The 17,573-nt window shown below is 66.7% G+C and carries 18 protein-coding genes and 1 pseudogene; 17 read left to right on the top strand and 2 right to left on the bottom strand.

Annotated features, from left to right (window positions below; genetic code table 11):
- Positions 1–253: 253 nt before the first annotated feature.
- From rimP to AC1RRR_RS21670, 16 genes are all read left to right on the top strand, one after another.
- Positions 254–844 (top strand): ribosome maturation factor RimP, encoded by a 591-nt coding sequence (gene rimP / locus AC1RRR_RS21745; RefSeq protein WP_454713520.1) that lies wholly within the window; start codon positions 254–256, stop codon positions 842–844.
- A gap of 2 nt (positions 845–846) precedes the next feature.
- Positions 847–2,550 (top strand): transcription termination factor NusA, encoded by a 1,704-nt coding sequence (nusA, locus tag AC1RRR_RS21740; RefSeq protein ID WP_492815988.1) that lies wholly within the window; start codon positions 847–849, stop codon positions 2,548–2,550.
- 69 nt (positions 2,551–2,619) lie between these two features.
- Entirely contained in the window at positions 2,620–3,270 is a 651-nt protein-coding gene (locus AC1RRR_RS21735) for an RNA-binding protein (RefSeq protein WP_492815986.1), read from the top strand.
- 291 nt (positions 3,271–3,561) lie between these two features.
- Positions 3,562–6,675: a translation initiation factor IF-2 gene (infB, locus tag AC1RRR_RS21730; protein ID WP_492815984.1), complete on the top strand. Its 3,114-nt coding sequence runs from the start codon at positions 3,562–3,564 to the stop codon at positions 6,673–6,675.
- Between the two features lie 115 nt (positions 6,676–6,790).
- Entirely contained in the window at positions 6,791–7,306 is a 516-nt protein-coding gene (locus tag AC1RRR_RS21725; protein WP_492815982.1) for a DUF2939 domain-containing protein, read from the top strand.
- Entirely contained in the window at positions 7,303–7,866 is a 564-nt protein-coding gene (locus AC1RRR_RS21720; protein WP_492815980.1) for a hypothetical protein, read from the top strand. The genes AC1RRR_RS21725 and AC1RRR_RS21720 overlap by 4 nt, the downstream gene beginning before the upstream one ends.
- A gap of 71 nt (positions 7,867–7,937) precedes the next feature.
- Entirely contained in the window at positions 7,938–8,294 is a 357-nt protein-coding gene (locus AC1RRR_RS21715; RefSeq protein WP_492815978.1) for a YciI family protein, read from the top strand.
- A gap of 42 nt (positions 8,295–8,336) precedes the next feature.
- Positions 8,337–9,122, top strand: a complete 786-nt coding sequence (locus AC1RRR_RS21710; protein WP_492815976.1) for a dienelactone hydrolase family protein — start codon at positions 8,337–8,339, stop codon at positions 9,120–9,122.
- A 238-nt stretch (positions 9,123–9,360) separates the two neighbouring features.
- Positions 9,361–9,828, top strand: a complete 468-nt coding sequence (gene rbfA / locus AC1RRR_RS21705) for a 30S ribosome-binding factor RbfA (RefSeq protein WP_492815974.1) — start codon at positions 9,361–9,363, stop codon at positions 9,826–9,828.
- A 3-nt stretch (positions 9,829–9,831) separates the two neighbouring features.
- A complete protein-coding gene (gene truB / locus AC1RRR_RS21700; protein WP_492815972.1) occupies positions 9,832–10,764 on the top strand; it encodes a tRNA pseudouridine(55) synthase TruB in 933 nt (310 codons plus the stop codon).
- Between the two features lie 13 nt (positions 10,765–10,777).
- Positions 10,778–11,047 (top strand): 30S ribosomal protein S15, encoded by a 270-nt coding sequence (rpsO, locus tag AC1RRR_RS21695; RefSeq protein WP_454713536.1) that lies wholly within the window; start codon positions 10,778–10,780, stop codon positions 11,045–11,047.
- A gap of 243 nt (positions 11,048–11,290) precedes the next feature.
- Positions 11,291–13,441 (top strand): polyribonucleotide nucleotidyltransferase, encoded by a 2,151-nt coding sequence (pnp, locus tag AC1RRR_RS21690; protein WP_492815970.1) that lies wholly within the window; start codon positions 11,291–11,293, stop codon positions 13,439–13,441.
- A 128-nt stretch (positions 13,442–13,569) separates the two neighbouring features.
- Positions 13,570–13,821 carry a hypothetical protein gene (locus AC1RRR_RS21685; protein WP_492815968.1) on the top strand — a complete coding sequence of 84 codons (252 nt, stop codon included), beginning with the start codon at positions 13,570–13,572 and terminating at the stop codon, positions 13,819–13,821.
- A 76-nt stretch (positions 13,822–13,897) separates the two neighbouring features.
- Positions 13,898–14,137, top strand: coding sequence for an antitoxin (locus AC1RRR_RS21680; RefSeq protein WP_492815966.1), 240 nt, complete (start codon positions 13,898–13,900; stop codon positions 14,135–14,137).
- Positions 14,138–14,524 (top strand): type II toxin-antitoxin system VapC family toxin, encoded by a 387-nt coding sequence (locus AC1RRR_RS21675; RefSeq protein WP_492815964.1) that lies wholly within the window; start codon positions 14,138–14,140, stop codon positions 14,522–14,524.
- A 125-nt stretch (positions 14,525–14,649) separates the two neighbouring features.
- On the top strand, positions 14,650–15,486 hold the full coding sequence (locus tag AC1RRR_RS21670; protein WP_492815962.1) for an alpha/beta fold hydrolase: 837 nt from the start codon (positions 14,650–14,652) through the stop codon (positions 15,484–15,486).
- Positions 15,487–15,596: 110 nt separating this feature from the next.
- Here the strand turns inward: AC1RRR_RS21670 and AC1RRR_RS21665 are convergent, their stop codons facing one another.
- Complete coding sequence (locus AC1RRR_RS21665; protein WP_492815960.1) at positions 15,597–16,298, bottom strand: ribonuclease T2; 702 nt, start codon at positions 16,296–16,298, stop codon at positions 15,597–15,599.
- A 60-nt stretch (positions 16,299–16,358) separates the two neighbouring features.
- Positions 16,359–16,991 (bottom strand): LysE family translocator, encoded by a 633-nt coding sequence (locus AC1RRR_RS21660; protein ID WP_454713546.1) that lies wholly within the window; start codon positions 16,989–16,991, stop codon positions 16,359–16,361.
- A gap of 69 nt (positions 16,992–17,060) precedes the next feature.
- On the opposite strand from AC1RRR_RS21660, the pseudogene AC1RRR_RS21655 reads away from it, so the two are divergent.
- Positions 17,061–17,206: pseudogene (locus AC1RRR_RS21655) on the top strand (hypothetical protein).
- The last annotated feature ends 367 nt before the right edge of the window (positions 17,207–17,573 follow it).

The raw sequence follows: 17,573 nt of genomic DNA, 5'->3' as shown, positions 1-17,573 counted from the left end.
CTAAGAGCCTGCTTGTCCGCTTTGGATGCCTACGCATCCAAAGCGGGCAGGCTCTTCCGATTAGTGCTGCGGTGCGAAAGCCGAGTCTGAGATTTCCCGCCTGAGAGTCGACAGCCTTTATCAATTCGCCTATAAAGCGTTCCACATCGTCCGTTAGCGCTAGATGGCGCTTTCGAGCGGCGGCCGAAAGGCTGCCGCTTTTTGTTTGGCTGATCGGCAGCGAAGCTGGCCAGCCCTGAGAGTTGAGAGAACCGTGCGCGGCAAGACGCAGGAAGACCGTGATCTGATCGAGTTGCTCGATCCCGTCGCCGAGAGCCTTGGCTACGAGATCGTTCGCCTGCGCCTGATGGGCGGGGCCGAGCAGCGCCGCCTGCAGATCATGGCCGAACATCCGCTGCAGGAAGACGGCAGCGGCGGCGACATGAACGTCGAGGACTGCGCCCGCCTGTCGCGCGGCCTGTCCGAGGTTCTGGACCCCGCCGACCCGATCTCCGGCGAATACACGCTGGAAGTCTCGAGCCCCGGCATCGACCGCCCCCTGACCCGCCTGAAGGACTTCGACGACTACGCCGGTCTGGACGCTCGCATCGAGCTGGACCGCGTGGCCGAGGGCCGCAAGCGCTTCAAGGGCGAGCTGGCCGGCGTCGAGGACGACCAGGTGGGTTTGAACATCGAGGGCGAGGACGACGTTACCGTCTACTTCCCCTTCGCGTGGATCATCGACGCCAAGCTCGTCCTGACCGACGCTTTGATGGATCGGGGGGCCAAGCAACGGGCCGCCCGCCTGAAATCCGAAACCGACCAATCCGACAACGACGACCTGTCCGAAAGTGAAGAGGACTGACCATGGCCATCGGCATCGCCGCCAACCGGCTCGAACTCCTGCAGATCGCCGACGCGGTCGCCCGTGAAAAGGGCATCGAGAAGGAAGTCGTCATCGAGGCCATCGAGGACGCGCTGCAAAAGGCCGCCCGCGCCCGCTACGGCGCCGAGCACGACATCCGCGTCAAGATCGACCCGCGCACGGGCGAGACGACGCAGAAGCGCGTGATCGAGGTCGTCGCCGACGACACCGAACTCGAAGGCGAGATCGGCAAGATGCAGCTGTCGATCGCCAAGCGCGCCTGGCGCGACGCCGAGATCGGCAAGGTCTACGAAGAAGTCCTGCCGCCGTTCGAGATCGGCCGCGTCCAGACCCAGATGGCCCGCCAGGTCGTCATGCACAAAGTGCGTGAAGCCGAGCGCGAGCGTCAGTTCGACGAGTACAAGGATCGCGTCGGCGAGATCGTCAACGGCAGCGTCAAGCGCGTCGAATACGGCAACGTCATCGTCGACCTGGGCCGTGGCGAAGGCATCATGCGCCGCGACCAGTCGATCCCGCGCGAGAACTTCAACGTCGGCGACCGCATCCGCGCCTACATCTATGACGTCCGTCGCGAGACCAAGGGCCCGCAGATCATGCTGAGCCGCGCGCACGGCGGCTTCATGGCCAAGCTGTTCGCCCAGGAAGTGCCGGAAGTCTACGACGCCGTCATCGAGATCCGCGCCGTGGCCCGCGACCCGGGTTCGCGCGCCAAGATGGCCGTCATCTCGAACGACAGCTCGATCGATCCGGTCGGCGCCTGCGTCGGTATGCGTGGTTCGCGCGTGCAGGCCGTCGTGGCCGAGCTGCAGGGCGAGAAGATCGACATCATCCAGTGGTCGGAAGATGAAGCCACCTTCATCGTCAACGCCCTGGCCCCGGCCGAAGTCTCCAAGGTCGTCATGGACGAGGAAGACGAGCGCGTCGAAGTCGTGGTGCCGGACGAGCAGCTGTCGCTGGCCATCGGCCGCCGCGGCCAGAACGTCCGCCTGGCCTCGCAGCTGACCGGCTGGCAGATCGACATCATGACCGAAAGCCAGGAGAGCGAGCGCCGTCAGCGCGAGTTCACCGAGCGCACGGCCCTGTTCCAAGAGGCTCTGGACGTTGACGAAGTCATCGCCCAGCTGCTGGTCACCGAAGGCTTCGCCGCGGTGGAAGACGTGGCATTCGTCGAAGCGCACGAAGTCGCCTCGATCGAAGGCTTCGACGAAGAGACCGCCGAGGAACTGCAGGCCCGCGCCCGCGAGTTCCTGGAAAAGGAAGCGGCCGCTCTGGACGCCAAGCGCGTCGAGCTGGGCGTGCAGGACGAGGTCCTGGCCATCGAGGGCGTGACCCTGGCCATGGCCGTGGCCCTGGGCGAAGGCGACGTGAAGACCGTCGAGGACTTCGCCGGTCTGGTCCCCGACGACATGCGCGGCTGGTTCGAGAACAAGGGCGGCGAGCGCGTGCGCGAGCCGGGCATCCTGGAAAGCTTCAACCTGTCGCCGGAAGACGCCGAGGCCCTGATCATGCGCGCCCGCATTATCATGGGCTGGGTCGAGGCCCCGCCGGAGCCGGAATACGAGCCGGAAGCCGAGTACGAGGCTGAAGCCGAAGGTGAAGCTGAAGGCGAATTCGAAGGCGAGGCCGAAGAGGTCGTCGCTGAAGAGCCGGCTTTGGAAGAACCCGCGTCGGAAGAAGAGGCCTAAGGCCCTTCGGAGCGTTAAATGACGGCCTCGCGGAGCAATCCGCGGGGCCGTTCGTCTTTCAGAAAGATCATGACCGAAGCCCCCGCCCCCAAGACCCACGCCGAAGCCAATCGTCTGCGCAAGGACATCGTCCTGGGCGAGGCGACGGACGAGGCGCGCCTGGTCCGCTTCGTGGCGGGGCCGGACGGGGTGGTCGTTCCGGACGTGGCCCGCAAGCTGCCCGGTCGCGGGATCTGGGTCGGCGCCGACCGGGAGTCGATCGCGACGGCGGCCAAGAAGGGCCTGTTCTCGCGGGCGGCCAAGACCAAGCTGACCGCGCCGGCCGACTTGGCCGACCAGGTCGAGGCCCTGCTGGCCCGGCGCGTCCTGGACAGCCTGGGTCTTGCGCGGAAGGCCGGGACCATTATCTCAGGCTACGAAAAGGTGGTCGCGGCCCTGGGGACGGGCAACGTCGCCTGGCTGATTGAGGCCTCGGACAGCGCCGAGGACGGTCGCCGCAAGATCCTGAACGCCGCCCGAAAGGCCCCCAGAGCCCCCCGTTTGCTGGGCGCATTCAATTCGGATGAATTGGGTTTGGCCTTGGGCGGGGAGAATGTGATACACACCGCTCTCCTTGCCGGGCGCGGCATCGATAGCTGGACACAGGATGTCGAGCGTTTGTCAGGTTTCCGCCCGCTTTTGCCTCCCGAATGGTCGGCGAACGGACGCGAGGACGGCTAGAGGCCTCCCCGCTCTGCGCGGAGGGGGTCTTTATGAAAAAGGGCGAGCCTGTTCGCCCGGGTTGGCCAGCCGATCGTGACAGGCCTAGGGTTTTTGCATCCCACCGGGGAACCGCCGGTGCGATGGAAAAGCTCTAGAATCTTTGATGTTGGACGCGGCTATTCGGGTCGGGTTCGTGAGTGAAGGGTCGGGAAACGCGCTTCCTTTTTGGAGGTACGTCCAGGCCCCTTTCTCACATGGAAAGAACGGTTTTTTAGCCGGGTACCGCCCGGCGGAAGTACAAGCGAGCGCATGAGCGACGAAAACGAAAACGGCCGTAACGGCAATCGACCCCCGATGACGCTGAAGCCCCGCCAGGGCTCGGTGAGCGCAGGGGTCGTGAAGCAAAGCTTCAGCCACGGCCGGACCAAGACGGTGGTTGTGGAAACCAAGCGGACGCGTCCTCACGCCGCCGCGACCGGCAATCTTGCCGCGCCGTCTTCGGCTGAACGTCGCCATGGTGACGCCCCGGCTCCCCGTCCGCAGCATCAGCCGCAATCGAGCGGCGGTGGCGGCGGCGGTTCGGCCGGCGGCCTGTCGCAGGAAGAACTGCGCGCCCGTCAACGCGTCGTCGACGCGGCTCGCGAGAACCAAGCCCGTCAGGCGGCCGACCAGGCCGCCGCTGAAGCGCGCGCGCGCGCCGCTCAAGAAGCCGCTCAGCGCGAAGCCGCCGCCAAGGCCGCGGCCGAACGCGCGGCCGCGGCTCCGGCCCCCGTCGCTCAGGCTCCGGCCGCGCCCGCCGCGCCGGTGACCCCGCCGCCGGCGGCTGCTCCGGCTCCGCGTCCCGTCGCCCAGGCTCCGGCCCCGGCCGCGCCGCGCGCCGAGGCTCCGCGCCAGGATGCGCCCCGTCACGAAGGTCCTCGCCATGAGGGTCCCCGTAACGATGGTCCCCGTCATGATGGCCCGCGTGGCCAGGCCGCTCCGGGCCAGACCCGCACCTACGAGCCCAGCCGCGAACGCCGCGACGATCGTCCCAGCACGACGACCTATCGCCCGGCTCCGCAAGGCGACCGCCCGTTCAACCAACGCGCCCCGCGTCCCGACGCCGGCGCCAATTTCGGCCAGCGCGCCCCGCGTCCCGAGGGCGACCGTCCTCGTGGTCCGCGTCCCGACGGTGATCGTCCGCAAGGCGATCGCGGCGGCTACCGTGGCGACCGCCCGCAAGGCGGCGACCGTGGTGGTGATCGTCCGCAAGGCGACCGTCCGCAACAGACCGTCCGTTACTCGGCCCTGGCCCCGCGCCCGGCGCCCGGCGGCCCCCGTGGTCCCGGCGGTCCGCCGCGCGGTCCGCGTCCGGGCGTCCCGGCCTCGGCTCCGGCCACCCCCGAAATCCAGCGCGCCATGCGTTCGGCCCCGCGTCCCGGCGGCGAAGTCCGCCGTCCCGACGAGGATGACGATCGCCGCAAGGCCGCCAACGCCCCCAACAAGGCCGTGTCGCGCGTCAAGGGCGCGCCGCAACGCCGCGAAGGGCGCCTGACCATCCAGGCCGTCGCCGGTGATGGGGATTCCGCCGATCGTATGCGTTCGCTGGCCTCGGTTCGCCGGGCCCGTGAACGTGAAAAGGAAAAGCGCCGCGGCGGCGTGGCCGAACAGGCCCGTGTCGCGCGTGAAGTCGTCATTCCCGACGTCATCACCGTGCAGGAGCTGTCCAACCGGATGGCCGTGCGTGGCGTGGACATCATCAAGTTCCTGATGCGTCAGGGCGTGATGCTGAAGATCAACGACGTCATCGACAACGACACCGCCGAGCTGGTGGCGACCGAGTTCGGTCACACCGTCAAGCGCGTGTCGGAAGCCGACGTCGAAGAAGGCTTCATCGGCGCCGAGGACATCGACGATCACATGGAGCCGCGACCCCCGGTCGTGACGATCATGGGTCACGTCGACCACGGCAAGACCAGCCTGCTCGACGCCCTGCGCTCCACGGACGTGGCGGCCGGCGAACACGGCGGCATCACCCAGCACATCGGCGCCTATCAGGTTCGCCTGAAGGACGGCCAGCGCGTGACGTTCCTCGACACGCCCGGCCACGCCGCGTTCTCGTCGATGCGCGCCCGCGGCGCCAACATCACCGACATCGTCGTGCTGGTGGTGGCGGGTGACGACGGCGTCATGCCCCAGACGGTCGAGGCGATCAAACACGCCAAGGCCGCCGACGTGCCGATCATCGTCGCCGTCAACAAGATGGACAAGCCGGGCTCGGATCCGACCCGCGTGGTCAACGAGTTGCTGCAGCACGAGATCGTCGTCGAAAGCCTGGGTGGCGACACCCAGATCATCGAGGTCTCGGCCAAGGCCCGCACCGGCCTGGACGAGCTGCTCGAAGGCATCCTGCTGCAAGCCGAAGTGCTGGACCTGAAGGCCAACCCCGACCGCAGCGCCGACGGCGTCGTGATCGAGGCCAAGCTGGACAAGGGTCGTGGCGCGGTCTCGACCGTCCTGGTCAACCGCGGCACGCTGAAGCGCGGCGACATCGTCGTCGCCGGCAGCCAGTGGGGCCGCGTCCGCGCGCTTCTCAACGAGCGCAACGAGCAGCTGACCGAAGCGGGTCCCGCCACCCCGGTCGAGATCCTCGGCCTGGACGGCGTGCCCTCGCCGGGCGACGCCATCGCCGTGGTCGAGAACGAAGCCCGCGCTCGCGAGCTGACCGAGTACCGCATCCGCCTGAAGCGCGAGAAGTCGCTGGCCCCGGTGGGCGCCGGCGCTTCGATGGCCGACATGATGGCCAAGCTGCAGGACAAGAAGCTGAAAGAGCTTCCGCTGATCATCAAGGCCGACGTGCAAGGTTCGGCCGAGGCGATCATCGGTTCGCTGGACAAGATGGCCACCGACGAGGTCCGCGCGCGGATCATCCTGTCGGGCGCCGGCGCGATCAGCGAAAGCGACGTCATGCTGGCCAAGGGCGCCGGCGCGCCGGTCATCGGCTTCAACGTCCGCGCCTCGGCGCAGGCGCGGGCCCTGGCCGAACGCGAAGGGGTCGAGATCCGCTACTACGCGATCATCTACGACCTGCTGGACGACATCAAAGGCGTGCTCTCGGGCATGCTGGCCCCGATCCAGCGCGAAACCTTCCTCGGCAACGCCGAGGTCCTGCAGGCCTTCGACATCTCGAAGATCGGCAAGGTTGCCGGCTGTAAGGTCACCGAAGGCGTGGTCCGCAAGGGCGCCAAGGTCCGGATCATCCGTCAGGACATCGTCGTCCTGGAACTGGGCACCCTGCAGACGCTCAAGCGCTTCAAGGACGAGGTCAACGAAGTCCCCGTCGGTCAGGAGTGCGGCATGCTGTTCGCGGGCTTCCAGGACATCAAGGTCGGCGACACCATCGAGTGCTTCACCGTCGAAGAGATCAAGCGCCAGCTCGACTAGGAGCCGGTCGCATAGATCGAAAGTTAGAGGGCGCGGATCGCAAGGTCCGCGCCCTTTGTCTTTGGGCGTTGAACCCAGACTGGAAATCGCCCCATTCCGGGGGTACCCATTCCGCATGCGCATCAAGGTTCTTCTTGCCCTGACCGCCGTCGCCGCCTCGCTCGGGGCTTGCGCGACCGCGACCCGTTACGACGCCGCCGGCGACGTGCACGCCCTGCTGATCGCCATCCGCGACAACGACCGGGCGACCTTCGACGCCCATGTCGACCGCCGGGCGCTGAAGTACCAGATCGAGACGCGGCTGATGGACGAGGCCCGCCAGCGCGGCGGGCAGAGCAACGGCGTCATGGCCCTGGCCGCCCTGGCGGCGGGGCCGCTGGCCGACGTGGCCGGCGAGGCGCTGATCCGGCCCGAGACCTTCCACGCGGCCGCCAACTACTACGGCTACACGCCCGACCGTCCGATCCCGGGCCGCATCGCCATCGCCAGCACCCTGCGCCCGGTCGGCGACGGCCGGGTCTGCGCGGCCAAGAAGGACGGCCCTTGCCTGCTGACCTTCAGCCTGGAGGGCGACCGCTGGCGCCTGTCGGGCTTTGACCCTCAAGCCGCGAACCTGCACGCCAGACGATGAAGCACGCGATCTGGGGGGGCGCGGCCCTGGCCCTGCTGGCGGCGAACGTCGCTGGGGCCGAGACGCGGATGTTTTCGTACGACCCGATCTCGCCGGACGCCAAGCGGCTGACCGGCGCGGGGGTGACGATCCTGTTCAACCAGGGCCTGCTGGGCTCGGGCCGGCCGATCAAGGTGCTGGCCACCGGCGTGCCGGCCGAGGCGCGGCTGAACAACGGCAGCCAGAAGGACCTTGGCCCCGGCGGCCTTTCGGCCATGAGCGGCGTCGACGCCGACGCCATGCTGTTCGAGGTCGACAGCAAGGCCGCCCAGGGCAAGGTCTATGTCCGGGCCTTCTGTCCGGGCTCGACGCGGCTGTGGCTGTCGTTCAGCACCATCGTCATCCGCCGCGACCTGCGGATCCAGGCGTTCGGCGACGATCCGAAAGCAGAAGGCAAGGCTCGCCTGTGCGGCACGCTGGACTTCTCGTATCGCGGCGAGTGGCGCCTGCCCAAGAACCGCGCGCCCGATCCGATGCAGGATTGGACCGACAGTCCGCAACATCCGGACACGACGAACTAAGAATTTTTCGCCGGTCGTGTCGCATCCGACCGGGCTCCCGCGTCTTTGAAGAGAGGAACGGGAGATGCGCGATGCGCTTCATGGTGCTGCTGAAGGTCGAGGCCGAGCCAGGTCCGGAACTGAACCGGGCCATGCAGGCCTATGACGCCGAGCTCGAGAGGGCCGGGGTGGCCGACCACACCAAGCTGGCGGCCCGAGGCGCGCGCACCACGCCGGACATCGGTGGCGAAGGCCGCACGGTCGCCGGCTTCTGGGTGTTCAACGTCGACAGCCGCGAGGACGCCGCCGCCTGGGTGCGCCGTTGCCCCGCGCCGGCCGACGGTTCGGCGGAGATCGAGATCCGCCTGCTGCTCGAGCCCGGCGACCTCTCAGAGCGCCCTGTGCAGGGCAGGCCCAAGCCCGTCTGGGAGCGGGCGATGGCGTTCTGAAGACCGCCGGTCTAGCCTTCTCGAAACAAAGAGGGGGCGGGCATGGCTGACGACGCGCTGGCGGGGTTCGAGCGGTTCGACTTCGACGACGGGCGGTGGAGCCGCGAGGTCTACAAGATCGGTTCGGGCCCGGCGGTGATCGTCATCCACGAGGTGCCCGGCCTGCATCCGGGCGTGCTGGCCTTCGCCCGCGACCTCGCCGCCTCGGGTCTGACGGCCTGGTGCCCTAGCCTGTTTGGCCAGCCGGCCAAGCCGGTGACGCGCGGTTATGCGATCGGGGTGATCCTCAAGAACATCTGCGTGCGGCGCGAGTTCAGCGTCTGGAAGGACGGCCGCTCCAGCCCGATCGTCGACTGGCTACGGGCCCTGGCCCGCAAGGCTCATGAAGACTGCGGCGGCAAGGGCGTCGGCGCGGTGGGCATGTGTTTCACCGGCGGCTTCGCCCTGGCGATGATGACCGAGCCGGCCGTGGTGGCCCCGGTGCTGTCCCAGCCCTCCCTGCCGCTGAAGGACAAGGGCGGCCTGGACTGCTCGGCTTCGGAACTGGCCTGCGCCAAGCGGCGGTTCAAGGACGAGGACCTGTCGCTGCTGGCCCTGCGCTTTTCCTCCGACAAGCTGGTGCCCGACGCCCGCATCGCCCGCCTCAAGGCCGAGTTCGGCGACAAGGTCGAGGTAATCGAGCTGGCCGACGAGGACGCCGCGCCCGGCGTGCCGATGGAGCCACACTCGGTCCTGACCCTGCACCTGCACCGCTCGGTCCCGGGCAGCGGGAGCATGAAGGCGCGCGACAAGGTGATCGCGTTCTTTCGGGAAAGGACGGGGGCTTAGTATCCCTCTCCCCTTGTGGGAGAGGGTGGCCCGCGAAGCGGGTCGGGTGAGGGGTTGAAAGCCCTGTCCGACAAGTCGGCGCCACCCCTCATCCGTCAGCTCCGCTGACACCTTCTCCCGCAAGGGGAGAAGGGGGAGCTCTGGACTTTCCGCCTTCAGGAGCCTAGACACCCCGCCTTCCGATTTTCCCCGCGCACCGGCGTTCGATCCGCCGGCCGGGCCGCAAGGATACCGCGCCATGAAGCGCCAATCTGACACCAAGAAGGGCCCCACGGGGCCCTCGCAACGCCAGCTCCGCGCCGGCGAGCTCATCCGCCACGCCTTGGTCGATGTCTTCCGCGAGGAAGGCTTGGCCGATCCGGCGCTGGTCGGCGTCTCGATCACGGTGTCCGAAGTGCGGATGAGCCCCGACCTGCGCCACGCCGTCTGTTTCGTCGAGCCGCTGGGCGCCGGCCTGAAGGGCGAGCCGGGCCGCAAGGAAGAGGACATCAAAGAGGTCATCAAGGCCCTGAACCGCGGCGCGAGTTTCCTGCGCGGGCGCCTGGGCAAGGTGATCGACATGAAGTTCACGCCCGACCTGAAGTTCATTCACGACGAGAGCTTCGGCGCCGCGGCCCACATGGATCGTCTGTTCGACGATCCGCGCGTGCAGCAGGATACCCGCACGCTGGCCGACGTCCTCGGTGATGATGAGGACGAGAACTAGTCCATGGCCCGCCGCAAGAAGGGCGATCCCGTCTCGGGCTGGCTGTGCCTGGACAAGCCCTACGACCTGACCTCGACCACGGCCGTTTCCCGTGTGCGCCGTGCGTTCAACGCCCAGAAGGGCGGCCACGCCGGCACCCTGGACCCGCTGGCGACCGGCATCTTGCCGATCGCGCTGGGCGAGGCCACCAAGACCGTCCCGTTCCTGATGGACGCCGACAAGGCCTATCGGTTCACCATCGCCTGGGGCCGCGACACCACGACCCTGGACCGTGAAGGCGAGACCACCGGGACCTCGGACGTGCGTCCGACCTGCGAGCAGGTGGAAGCCGCCCTACCGGCCTTCATCGGCGAGGTCGACCAGATCCCGCCGAACTTCTCGGCCATCAAGGTCGACGGCGAGCGCGCCTATGACCTGGCCCGCGACGGCGTCGAGTTCGAGTTGGCGACCCGCAAGGTGAACATCTTCGACCTGAAGGTCGTCGAGGCCGCCGACGCCGACCACGTCACCCTGGAGATGGAATGCGGCAAGGGCACCTATGTCCGCGCCGTGGTCCGGGATCTCGCCAAGGCGCTGGGAACCTGCGGTCACGTCGCCGAGCTGCGCCGGACGCGGGTGGGCGGGTTTACCGAGAGTGGCTCGATATCGCTGGAAACTCTCGAGAATTTGAGCTATGAGGCCCGGCTGTCGGAGGCATTGCTTCCGGTCGAGACCGCGCTGGACGACATCCCGGCGTTGGCCGTGACCGATGAAGACGCCTTCCGGCTTGCACAGGGACGCGCCATCGTCCTGCTCCCAAGGCAGGTGGAAACGCTGAAAGCCGAGCTCACGCCCGGCGATCGCACCGTTTCCGCCATGTCGGGGGATCGGCTGGTGGCCCTGTGCGAGATGCGCGCTGGGAAGCTCAATCCCGTGCGGGTCTTCCAACTCACCTGAGCGGAGACATCCGATGTCGATCACCATCGAGCGCAAGAGCGCTCTTATCGCCGAACACGCCCGCACCACTGGCGACACCGGCAGCGCTGAAGTCCAGGTCGCGATCCTCTCGGAGCGCATCTCGAACCTGACCGAGCACTTCAAGACGCACAAGAAGGACAACCACAGCCGTCGTGGCCTGCTGAAGCTGGTTTCCCAGCGTCGCCGGCTTCTCGACCACCTGAAGAAGTCCGACGTCGCCCGTTACCAGTCCCTGATCGAAAAGCTGGGTCTGCGTCGCTAAGGCACAATTCGGCCGCCCTGCTCCGGTAGGGCGGCCGAACGTTTTTCCAACCTTCGTTTCGAGACAGGCCGAAACGCGAGGTTGTCGCGGATCCGCTCTAAGCGTGATCCGGACACGTAAGCCGGAGATCACGGTCTTCGGGAGCCTGTCGAACTGGATGAGGAAATCTCGGGACCGCCCTTCGGCCGCCCGCCCCTGTCCGTCCTGAAGGAAATGGGTCCTTCGGAACCGAAAGAAGCAAAAATGTTCGATATCAAGCGCAAGACGATCGAGTGGGGCGGCAAGACGCTGGTCCTCGAAACCGGTCGTATCGCCCGTCAAGCCGACGGCGCCGTTCTGGCCACCATGGGCGAAACCGTCGTCCTGGCCACCGCCGTGTTCGCCAAGAAGGCGAAGCCCGGCCAAGATTTCTTCCCGCTGACGGTCAACTACCAAGAAAAGACCTTCGCGGCCGGCAAGATCCCCGGTGGTTTCTTCAAGCGTGAAGGCCGTCCGTCGGAAAAGGAAACCCTGGTTTCCCGCCTGATCGACCGTCCGATCCGCCCGCTGTTCGTCAAGGGCTTCAAGAACGAAGTCCAGGTTGTCGTCACCGTGCTGCAGCACGACCTCGAGAACGATCCCGACATCCTGGGCATGGTGGCCGCCTCGGCCGCCCTGGTCCTGTCGGGCGCCCCGTTCATGGGCCCGATCGGCGCCGCGCGCGTCGGCTACATTGACGGCGGCTACGTGCTGAACCCGACGCTCGAAGAGCTGAAGGAAAGCAAGATGGACCTGGTCGTGGCCGGCACCGCCGACGCCGTGATGATGGTCGAAAGCGAAATCCAAGAGCTCTCGGAAGAGGTCGTGCTGGGCGGCGTCAACTTCGCCCACAAGGAAATGCAGACGGTGATCGACGCGATCATCGAGCTGGCCGAGCACGCCGCCAAGGAGCCCTTCGACTTCCAACCGGAAGACACCGACGCCCTGAAGGCCGAAGTGAAGAAGGCCGTCGGCCAAGACCTGGCCGACGCCTACAAGATCCAGACCAAGGGCGACCGCGTCGCCGCGCTGGGCGCCGCCAAGACCAAGGCGATCGACACCTTCGCCAAGAGCGACACCAACCCGGCCGGCATCGACCCGCTGAAGCTGGTTTCGGTCTTCAAGGAACTGGAAGCGGACATCGTCCGTCGCTCGATCCTGGACACCGGCATCCGCATCGACGGCCGCACCGTCGACAAGGTCCGCCCGATCCTGGGTGAAGTCGGCATCCTGCCGCGCACCCACGGCTCGGCCCTGTTCACCCGCGGCGAGACCCAGGCGATCGTGGTCGCCACCCTGGGCACCGGCGACGACGAGCAATTCATCGACGCCCTGGAAGGCACCTACAAGGAATCCTTCCTGCTGCACTACAACTTCCCTCCCTACAGCGTCGGTGAAACCGGCCGTATGGGCAGCCCGGGCCGCCGCGAAATCGGCCACGGCAAGCTGGCCTGGCGCGCCCTGCGCCCGATGCTGCCGACCAAGGAAGACTTCCCCTACACGATCCGTCTGGTCTCGGAGATCACCGAGTCGAACGGTTCGTCCTCGATGGCCACGGTCTGCGGTTCGTCGCTGGCCATGATGGACGCCGGCGTGCCGCTGGTCCGTCCGGTCTCGGGCATCGCCATGGGCCTGATCCTGGAAAAGGACGGCTTCGCGGTTCTGTCGGACATCCTGGGTGACGAAGATCACCTGGGCGACATGGACTTCAAGGTCGCCGGCACCAGCGAAGGCCTGACCTCGCTGCAGATGGACATCAAGATCGCCGGCATCACGCCCGCGATCATGGAGCAGGCCCTGGCTCAAGCTAAGGGTGGCCGCGAGCACATCCTCGGCGAAATGAACAAGGCCATGGACGCTCCGCGTGAAGAGGTCGGCGACTTCGCTCCGAAGATCGAGACCATCACCATCCCGACCGACAAGATCCGTGAAGTGATCGGTTCGGGCGGCAAGGTGATCCGCGAGATCGTCGCCACCACCGGCGCCAAGGTCGACATCAACGACGAAGGCACCGTGAAGGTCTCGGCCTCGGACGGCGCCAAGATCAAGGCCGCGATCGACTGGATCAAGTCGATCACCGACGAAGCCGAAGTGGGCAAGATCTACGATGGCAAGGTCGTGAAGGTCGTCGATTTCGGCGCCTTCGTGAACTTCTTCGGCGCCAAGGACGGCCTCGTCCACGTCAGCCAGATCAGCAACGAACGCGTCGCCAAGCCGTCGGACGTGCTGAAGGAAGGCCAGATCGTCAAGGTGAAGCTCCTGGGCTTCGACGATCGCGGCAAGACCAAGCTGTCGATGAAGGTCGTCGATCAAGAGACCGGCGAAGACCTGTCGAAGAAGACCGAACTGGCCCCGGAAGACGCCGTCAACACCTAAGGGTGAACGGCTCTCCCAGGTGAGAGGTTAGCGAGCGGGCGGTTCCGAAAGGGACCGCCCGTTTTGCGTTTTTGGGTTGCTGTTGTTCTCTATTTGTTCCATTCTGGGTTGCGTAATGGAGAGGGCCCATGGCTGACCAGGTCGTGCAGTGCGGCGCCTGCCGGGTCGATGTCCGCGTGGCGCACGTGGACGGCGGGGATGTCGTGAGATGTCCCGCCTGTTCGCGGACCGCGCCGAAGGCCGAGGCGATCCAGATGGCCCGCAGCGCCCTGATCGACGTCGTCATGCGTGATCTGCCCGAGGATCTTCGCCAGGTCGTCCGGAGCAATGCCGCGCTCGGGTACAGGGCGTCGGATCGCTACGACTGGGTGCTGCGATAGGTCTTGAGCTTCAAAGGGAGGTCGAGGAATGGTATATACGCGTCATCACTTCTCGCCCTTTGATCGAGGCACGACGATGGCGACCACGACCAGTCGAACCTTCAAGAGCGGAAACAGCGAGGCCGTACGCCTGCCGCGCGACATGGCCTTCGGCCCGGGCGTGGAGCTGACTCTGGTGCGGTCGGGCGACGTTCTGACGATCTATCCGACCCGGACGTCCGTCGCGGACATGGTCGCGGCGTTGAACGCCCTGCCGCGCCCCGCCAGCATCGAGGTGCGCGACGAAAACCTGTTTCCTGAGCGCCCCGGCCTCTGAGTGGCCTACGTTCTCGACACGAGCGTCGCGATCCACCTGCGTGATGGTGATCCCGCGATCATCGAACGTGTCACAAGCCTGGATGGCGCGATCTTCCTGTCGATCATCAGCCGGGTAGAACTGGAGGGCGGCGTTTATCGCGAACCGTCCGAAGCCGGTGTTCGGCGCGCCCGTTTGGACGCCATTCTGAGAGCCGTGCCCGTCCTCGATTTCGACGGGGAAGCGGCCGACGCCTATCGTACGATTGTCGAAGCTGCGGGCTATTCTCGACGCAAGGTCGCGGACCGGATGATCGCCGCCCAGGCGCTGGCTCACCGTGCGACCCTGGTCACGCTCAACGCGGCGGACTTCAAGGATGTGCCAGGGCTGTCGCTGCTGGCCTGGTAGTGCAATTTCGGAAACAATGAGTTTCGATCATTTCCATATCCGCGCCAATCTGTCGCGGGCACAGTCTCGTCATCAAACGGCGGTAACGGCCTGATGGGGGCCTAGCCAAGCGAGGGATGACGGACATGAGCAGCGGCTTCTTCACCACCAACGACGGCGTGAACATCTTCTTCAAGGACTGGGGCCCCAAGGACGCCCAACCGATCGTTTTCCACCATGGCTGGCCCCTGTCGTCGGACGACTGGGACGCCCAGATGATGTTCTTCCTCTCGAAGGGCTACCGGGTCATCGCCCATGACCGCCGTGGCCACGGCCGGTCGGACCAGACCGACACCGGCAACGAGATGGACACCTACGCCGCCGACGTGATCGCGCTGGCCAAGCATCTGGACCTCAAGAACGCCGTCCACATCGGCCACTCGACCGGCGGCGGCGAAGTCGCTCACTATGTGGCGCGGGCCGAGCCCGGCCGCGTCGCCAAGGCCGTGCTGGTCGGCGCCGTGACGCCGATCATGCTGAAGACCGAGGCCAATCCGGGCGGCCTGCCGCGCGAGGTGTTCGACGGCTTCCGTAATGGCACGGCCTTCGACCGCGCCCAGTTCTTCCGCGACGTGGCCGCCGGCCCGTTCTACGGCTTCAACCGCGACGGCGCGAAGGTCAGCCAGGGCGTGATCGACAACTGGTGGCGCCAGGGCATGATGGCCGGCGTCAAGGCGCTGTACGACTGTGTGGCCGCCTTCTCGGAAACCGACTTCACCCAGGACCTGAAGACCATCGAGGTCCCCGTCCTGGTGCTGCACGGCGAGGACGACCAGGTCGTGCCGATCGACGCCTCGGCCCGCCAGGCGATCAAGCTGCTGAAGAATGGCACGCTGATCACCTATCCGGGCTTCCCGCACGGCATGGCGACCACCCAGGCCGAGACGATCAACAAGGACCTGCTGGCCTTTATCAAAGGCTAAGTCAGTGCGGTAGTCCTCGCCCTTCGACAGGCTCAGGGTGAGGACTACTTTTGAAGGCCTATCACTAGAAACCTCATCCTGAGCTTGTCGAAGGACGAGGTTTCGGCCCCTCAGCCTTTCGGCGTGACCTTCACGATCGCCTGGTCGGGCGCGCCATTGCCGCCCCGGCAGGCGGCCCACTTGTACTTGATGTCCATGCAGACCCAGACCTCGGTCAGACGGCCGTCCTTGACGCGGACGTTCAGGCCCTCGGGCCGGACGCCGCGATTGCGCGAGACGAACGCCTGGCGGATCTCGCCGGCGGTCATCACTTGGTCCGATCCGGCATCCAGGTCCGGCACGTTCAGCTTTTCGCGGATCTTGCGGGCCTTCTTGAAATAGGCCTCCGGCGTCGCCCAGTTGCAGGTGCCATGCGCCTGCCACTCGTGCTGCAGCAGCCAGGGCGAGGGGGTCATGCAGAGGTTGGCCTTCACCGTCGCCGGGCTCATCGGCGGGCTTGCCTTGCAGTAGCGCGGATGCACCTTGTCGGGGCCGTTGGGCCACAGGCCGTGCACCGTGAAGCCGAAGCTGTTGGCCTGGCACTGGATCTTCTTGTCCGACTCCGGGATGCCGGCGCGGCAGGCCTCGGGCGACCAGAAGAGGGCCAGCAGATAGGCCGCGATCGGCACGTCGGGATGGATTTCGTCGGCCGGCGGGATCTCGGACTGAGCCGGGGTGACGACCGGCGGCACCGCGCACGCCTTCAGGCTGGAGGCCTGGGCGCCGGTCGCGAGGGCGACGACGGCGAGAGAAGCGGCGAGGGCGGTCTTCATGTCTAACTCCGGACTACGAGCCGGATAGACCCCCGCACCAACGCCCCGTCAAGACAAGGTCTAGCGACGCGCCTCGGTGGCCATCCGCACGGCCAGGCCGCCCAGCACCGTGGCCATTAGCCAGCGCTGGATCAGGGCGAAGCTGGGGCGCGTGGCCAGGAAGGTCGCGATCGAGCCGGCCATGATGCAGATGATCCCGTTGACGCTCAGCGAGACGGCGATCTGCGACAGGCCCAGCACCAGCGACTGGGTGAACACCCCGCCGTGCTCGGGCTTGATAAACTGCGGCAGCAGCGACAGGTACAGCATGGCCGCCTTGGGGTTCAGGATGTTGGTCACGAAGCCCATGGTGATCAGCTTGGCGGGGCTGTCCTTGGGCAGTTCGCGCACCTGGAACGGCGAGGCGCCGCCCGGCTTGATCGCCTGCCAGGCCAGCCACGCCAGATACAGCGCGCCGCCGAAGCGCAGCACGTCATAGGCGATCGGCGCGGCCATCAAGAGGGCGGTGATGCCCAGCGCCGCGCACAGCAGATAGACGACGAACCCGGCCGCGGTGCCGATCAGCGACACGATCCCGGCCCAACGGCCCTGACAGATCGAGCGGCTGACCAGGTAGAGCATGTTCGGACCCGGAGTCAGGGCCATGCCCAGGCAGACGAGGGTGAAGGCGATCCAGGTCTTGGCGTCGGGCATGGGCGGGCTCCGTGGGTATGGCAGCGCTTTAGCATGTAGGGGCGGGGAGGCGCGAACGCATCGACGGGGATGGGTGTTGAAACCCTCCCGCTGCCCCAATCGTGTCATCCCGGCCGCAGCGCAGCGGAGAGCCGGGACCCAGGGGCAGCCGCACTGCGCTTGGCCCCTGGGTCCCGGATCGGCCTGCGGCCGTCCGGGATGACACGGTGTTTTAGAGCGTCACGCTGATGGGTGAGGCACGAGCGTTCACCGCTCTCCATCCCCACGCTCAAAACCTGCCGTATTCTCTACCCACCTCGTCGCGAGGAAAGGGCGCATGGCCAGCGACCGTTGCGGCGGCGGGGTGTGATCGAGCGGTGAAGGTCCGAGGGGGATACTCGGACGGTCCGGAGACCTGGTTCGCTGACCAGGCCCGCCCGCCGTCGGCGTGGTCGGAGGTGAAGGGGTGTGTCTTAGCCATTTTTGGCTCGCCTTCTTCGACCGTCGGGCTCAGCGGAAACGCAGGAGCCTGGCTCCCGGTAAGGCCTGAACAGGGCCACCCGACGGGACGCTGATGGAAAACGGTCGCGCGGAGCGTCCTGG

The sequence above is a fragment of the Caulobacter sp. GW821-FHT12D05 genome (assembly GCF_058807295.1).
The sequence above is the reverse complement of the archived record's forward strand: the minus strand, read 5'-3'. Positions and strand labels throughout refer to the sequence as shown.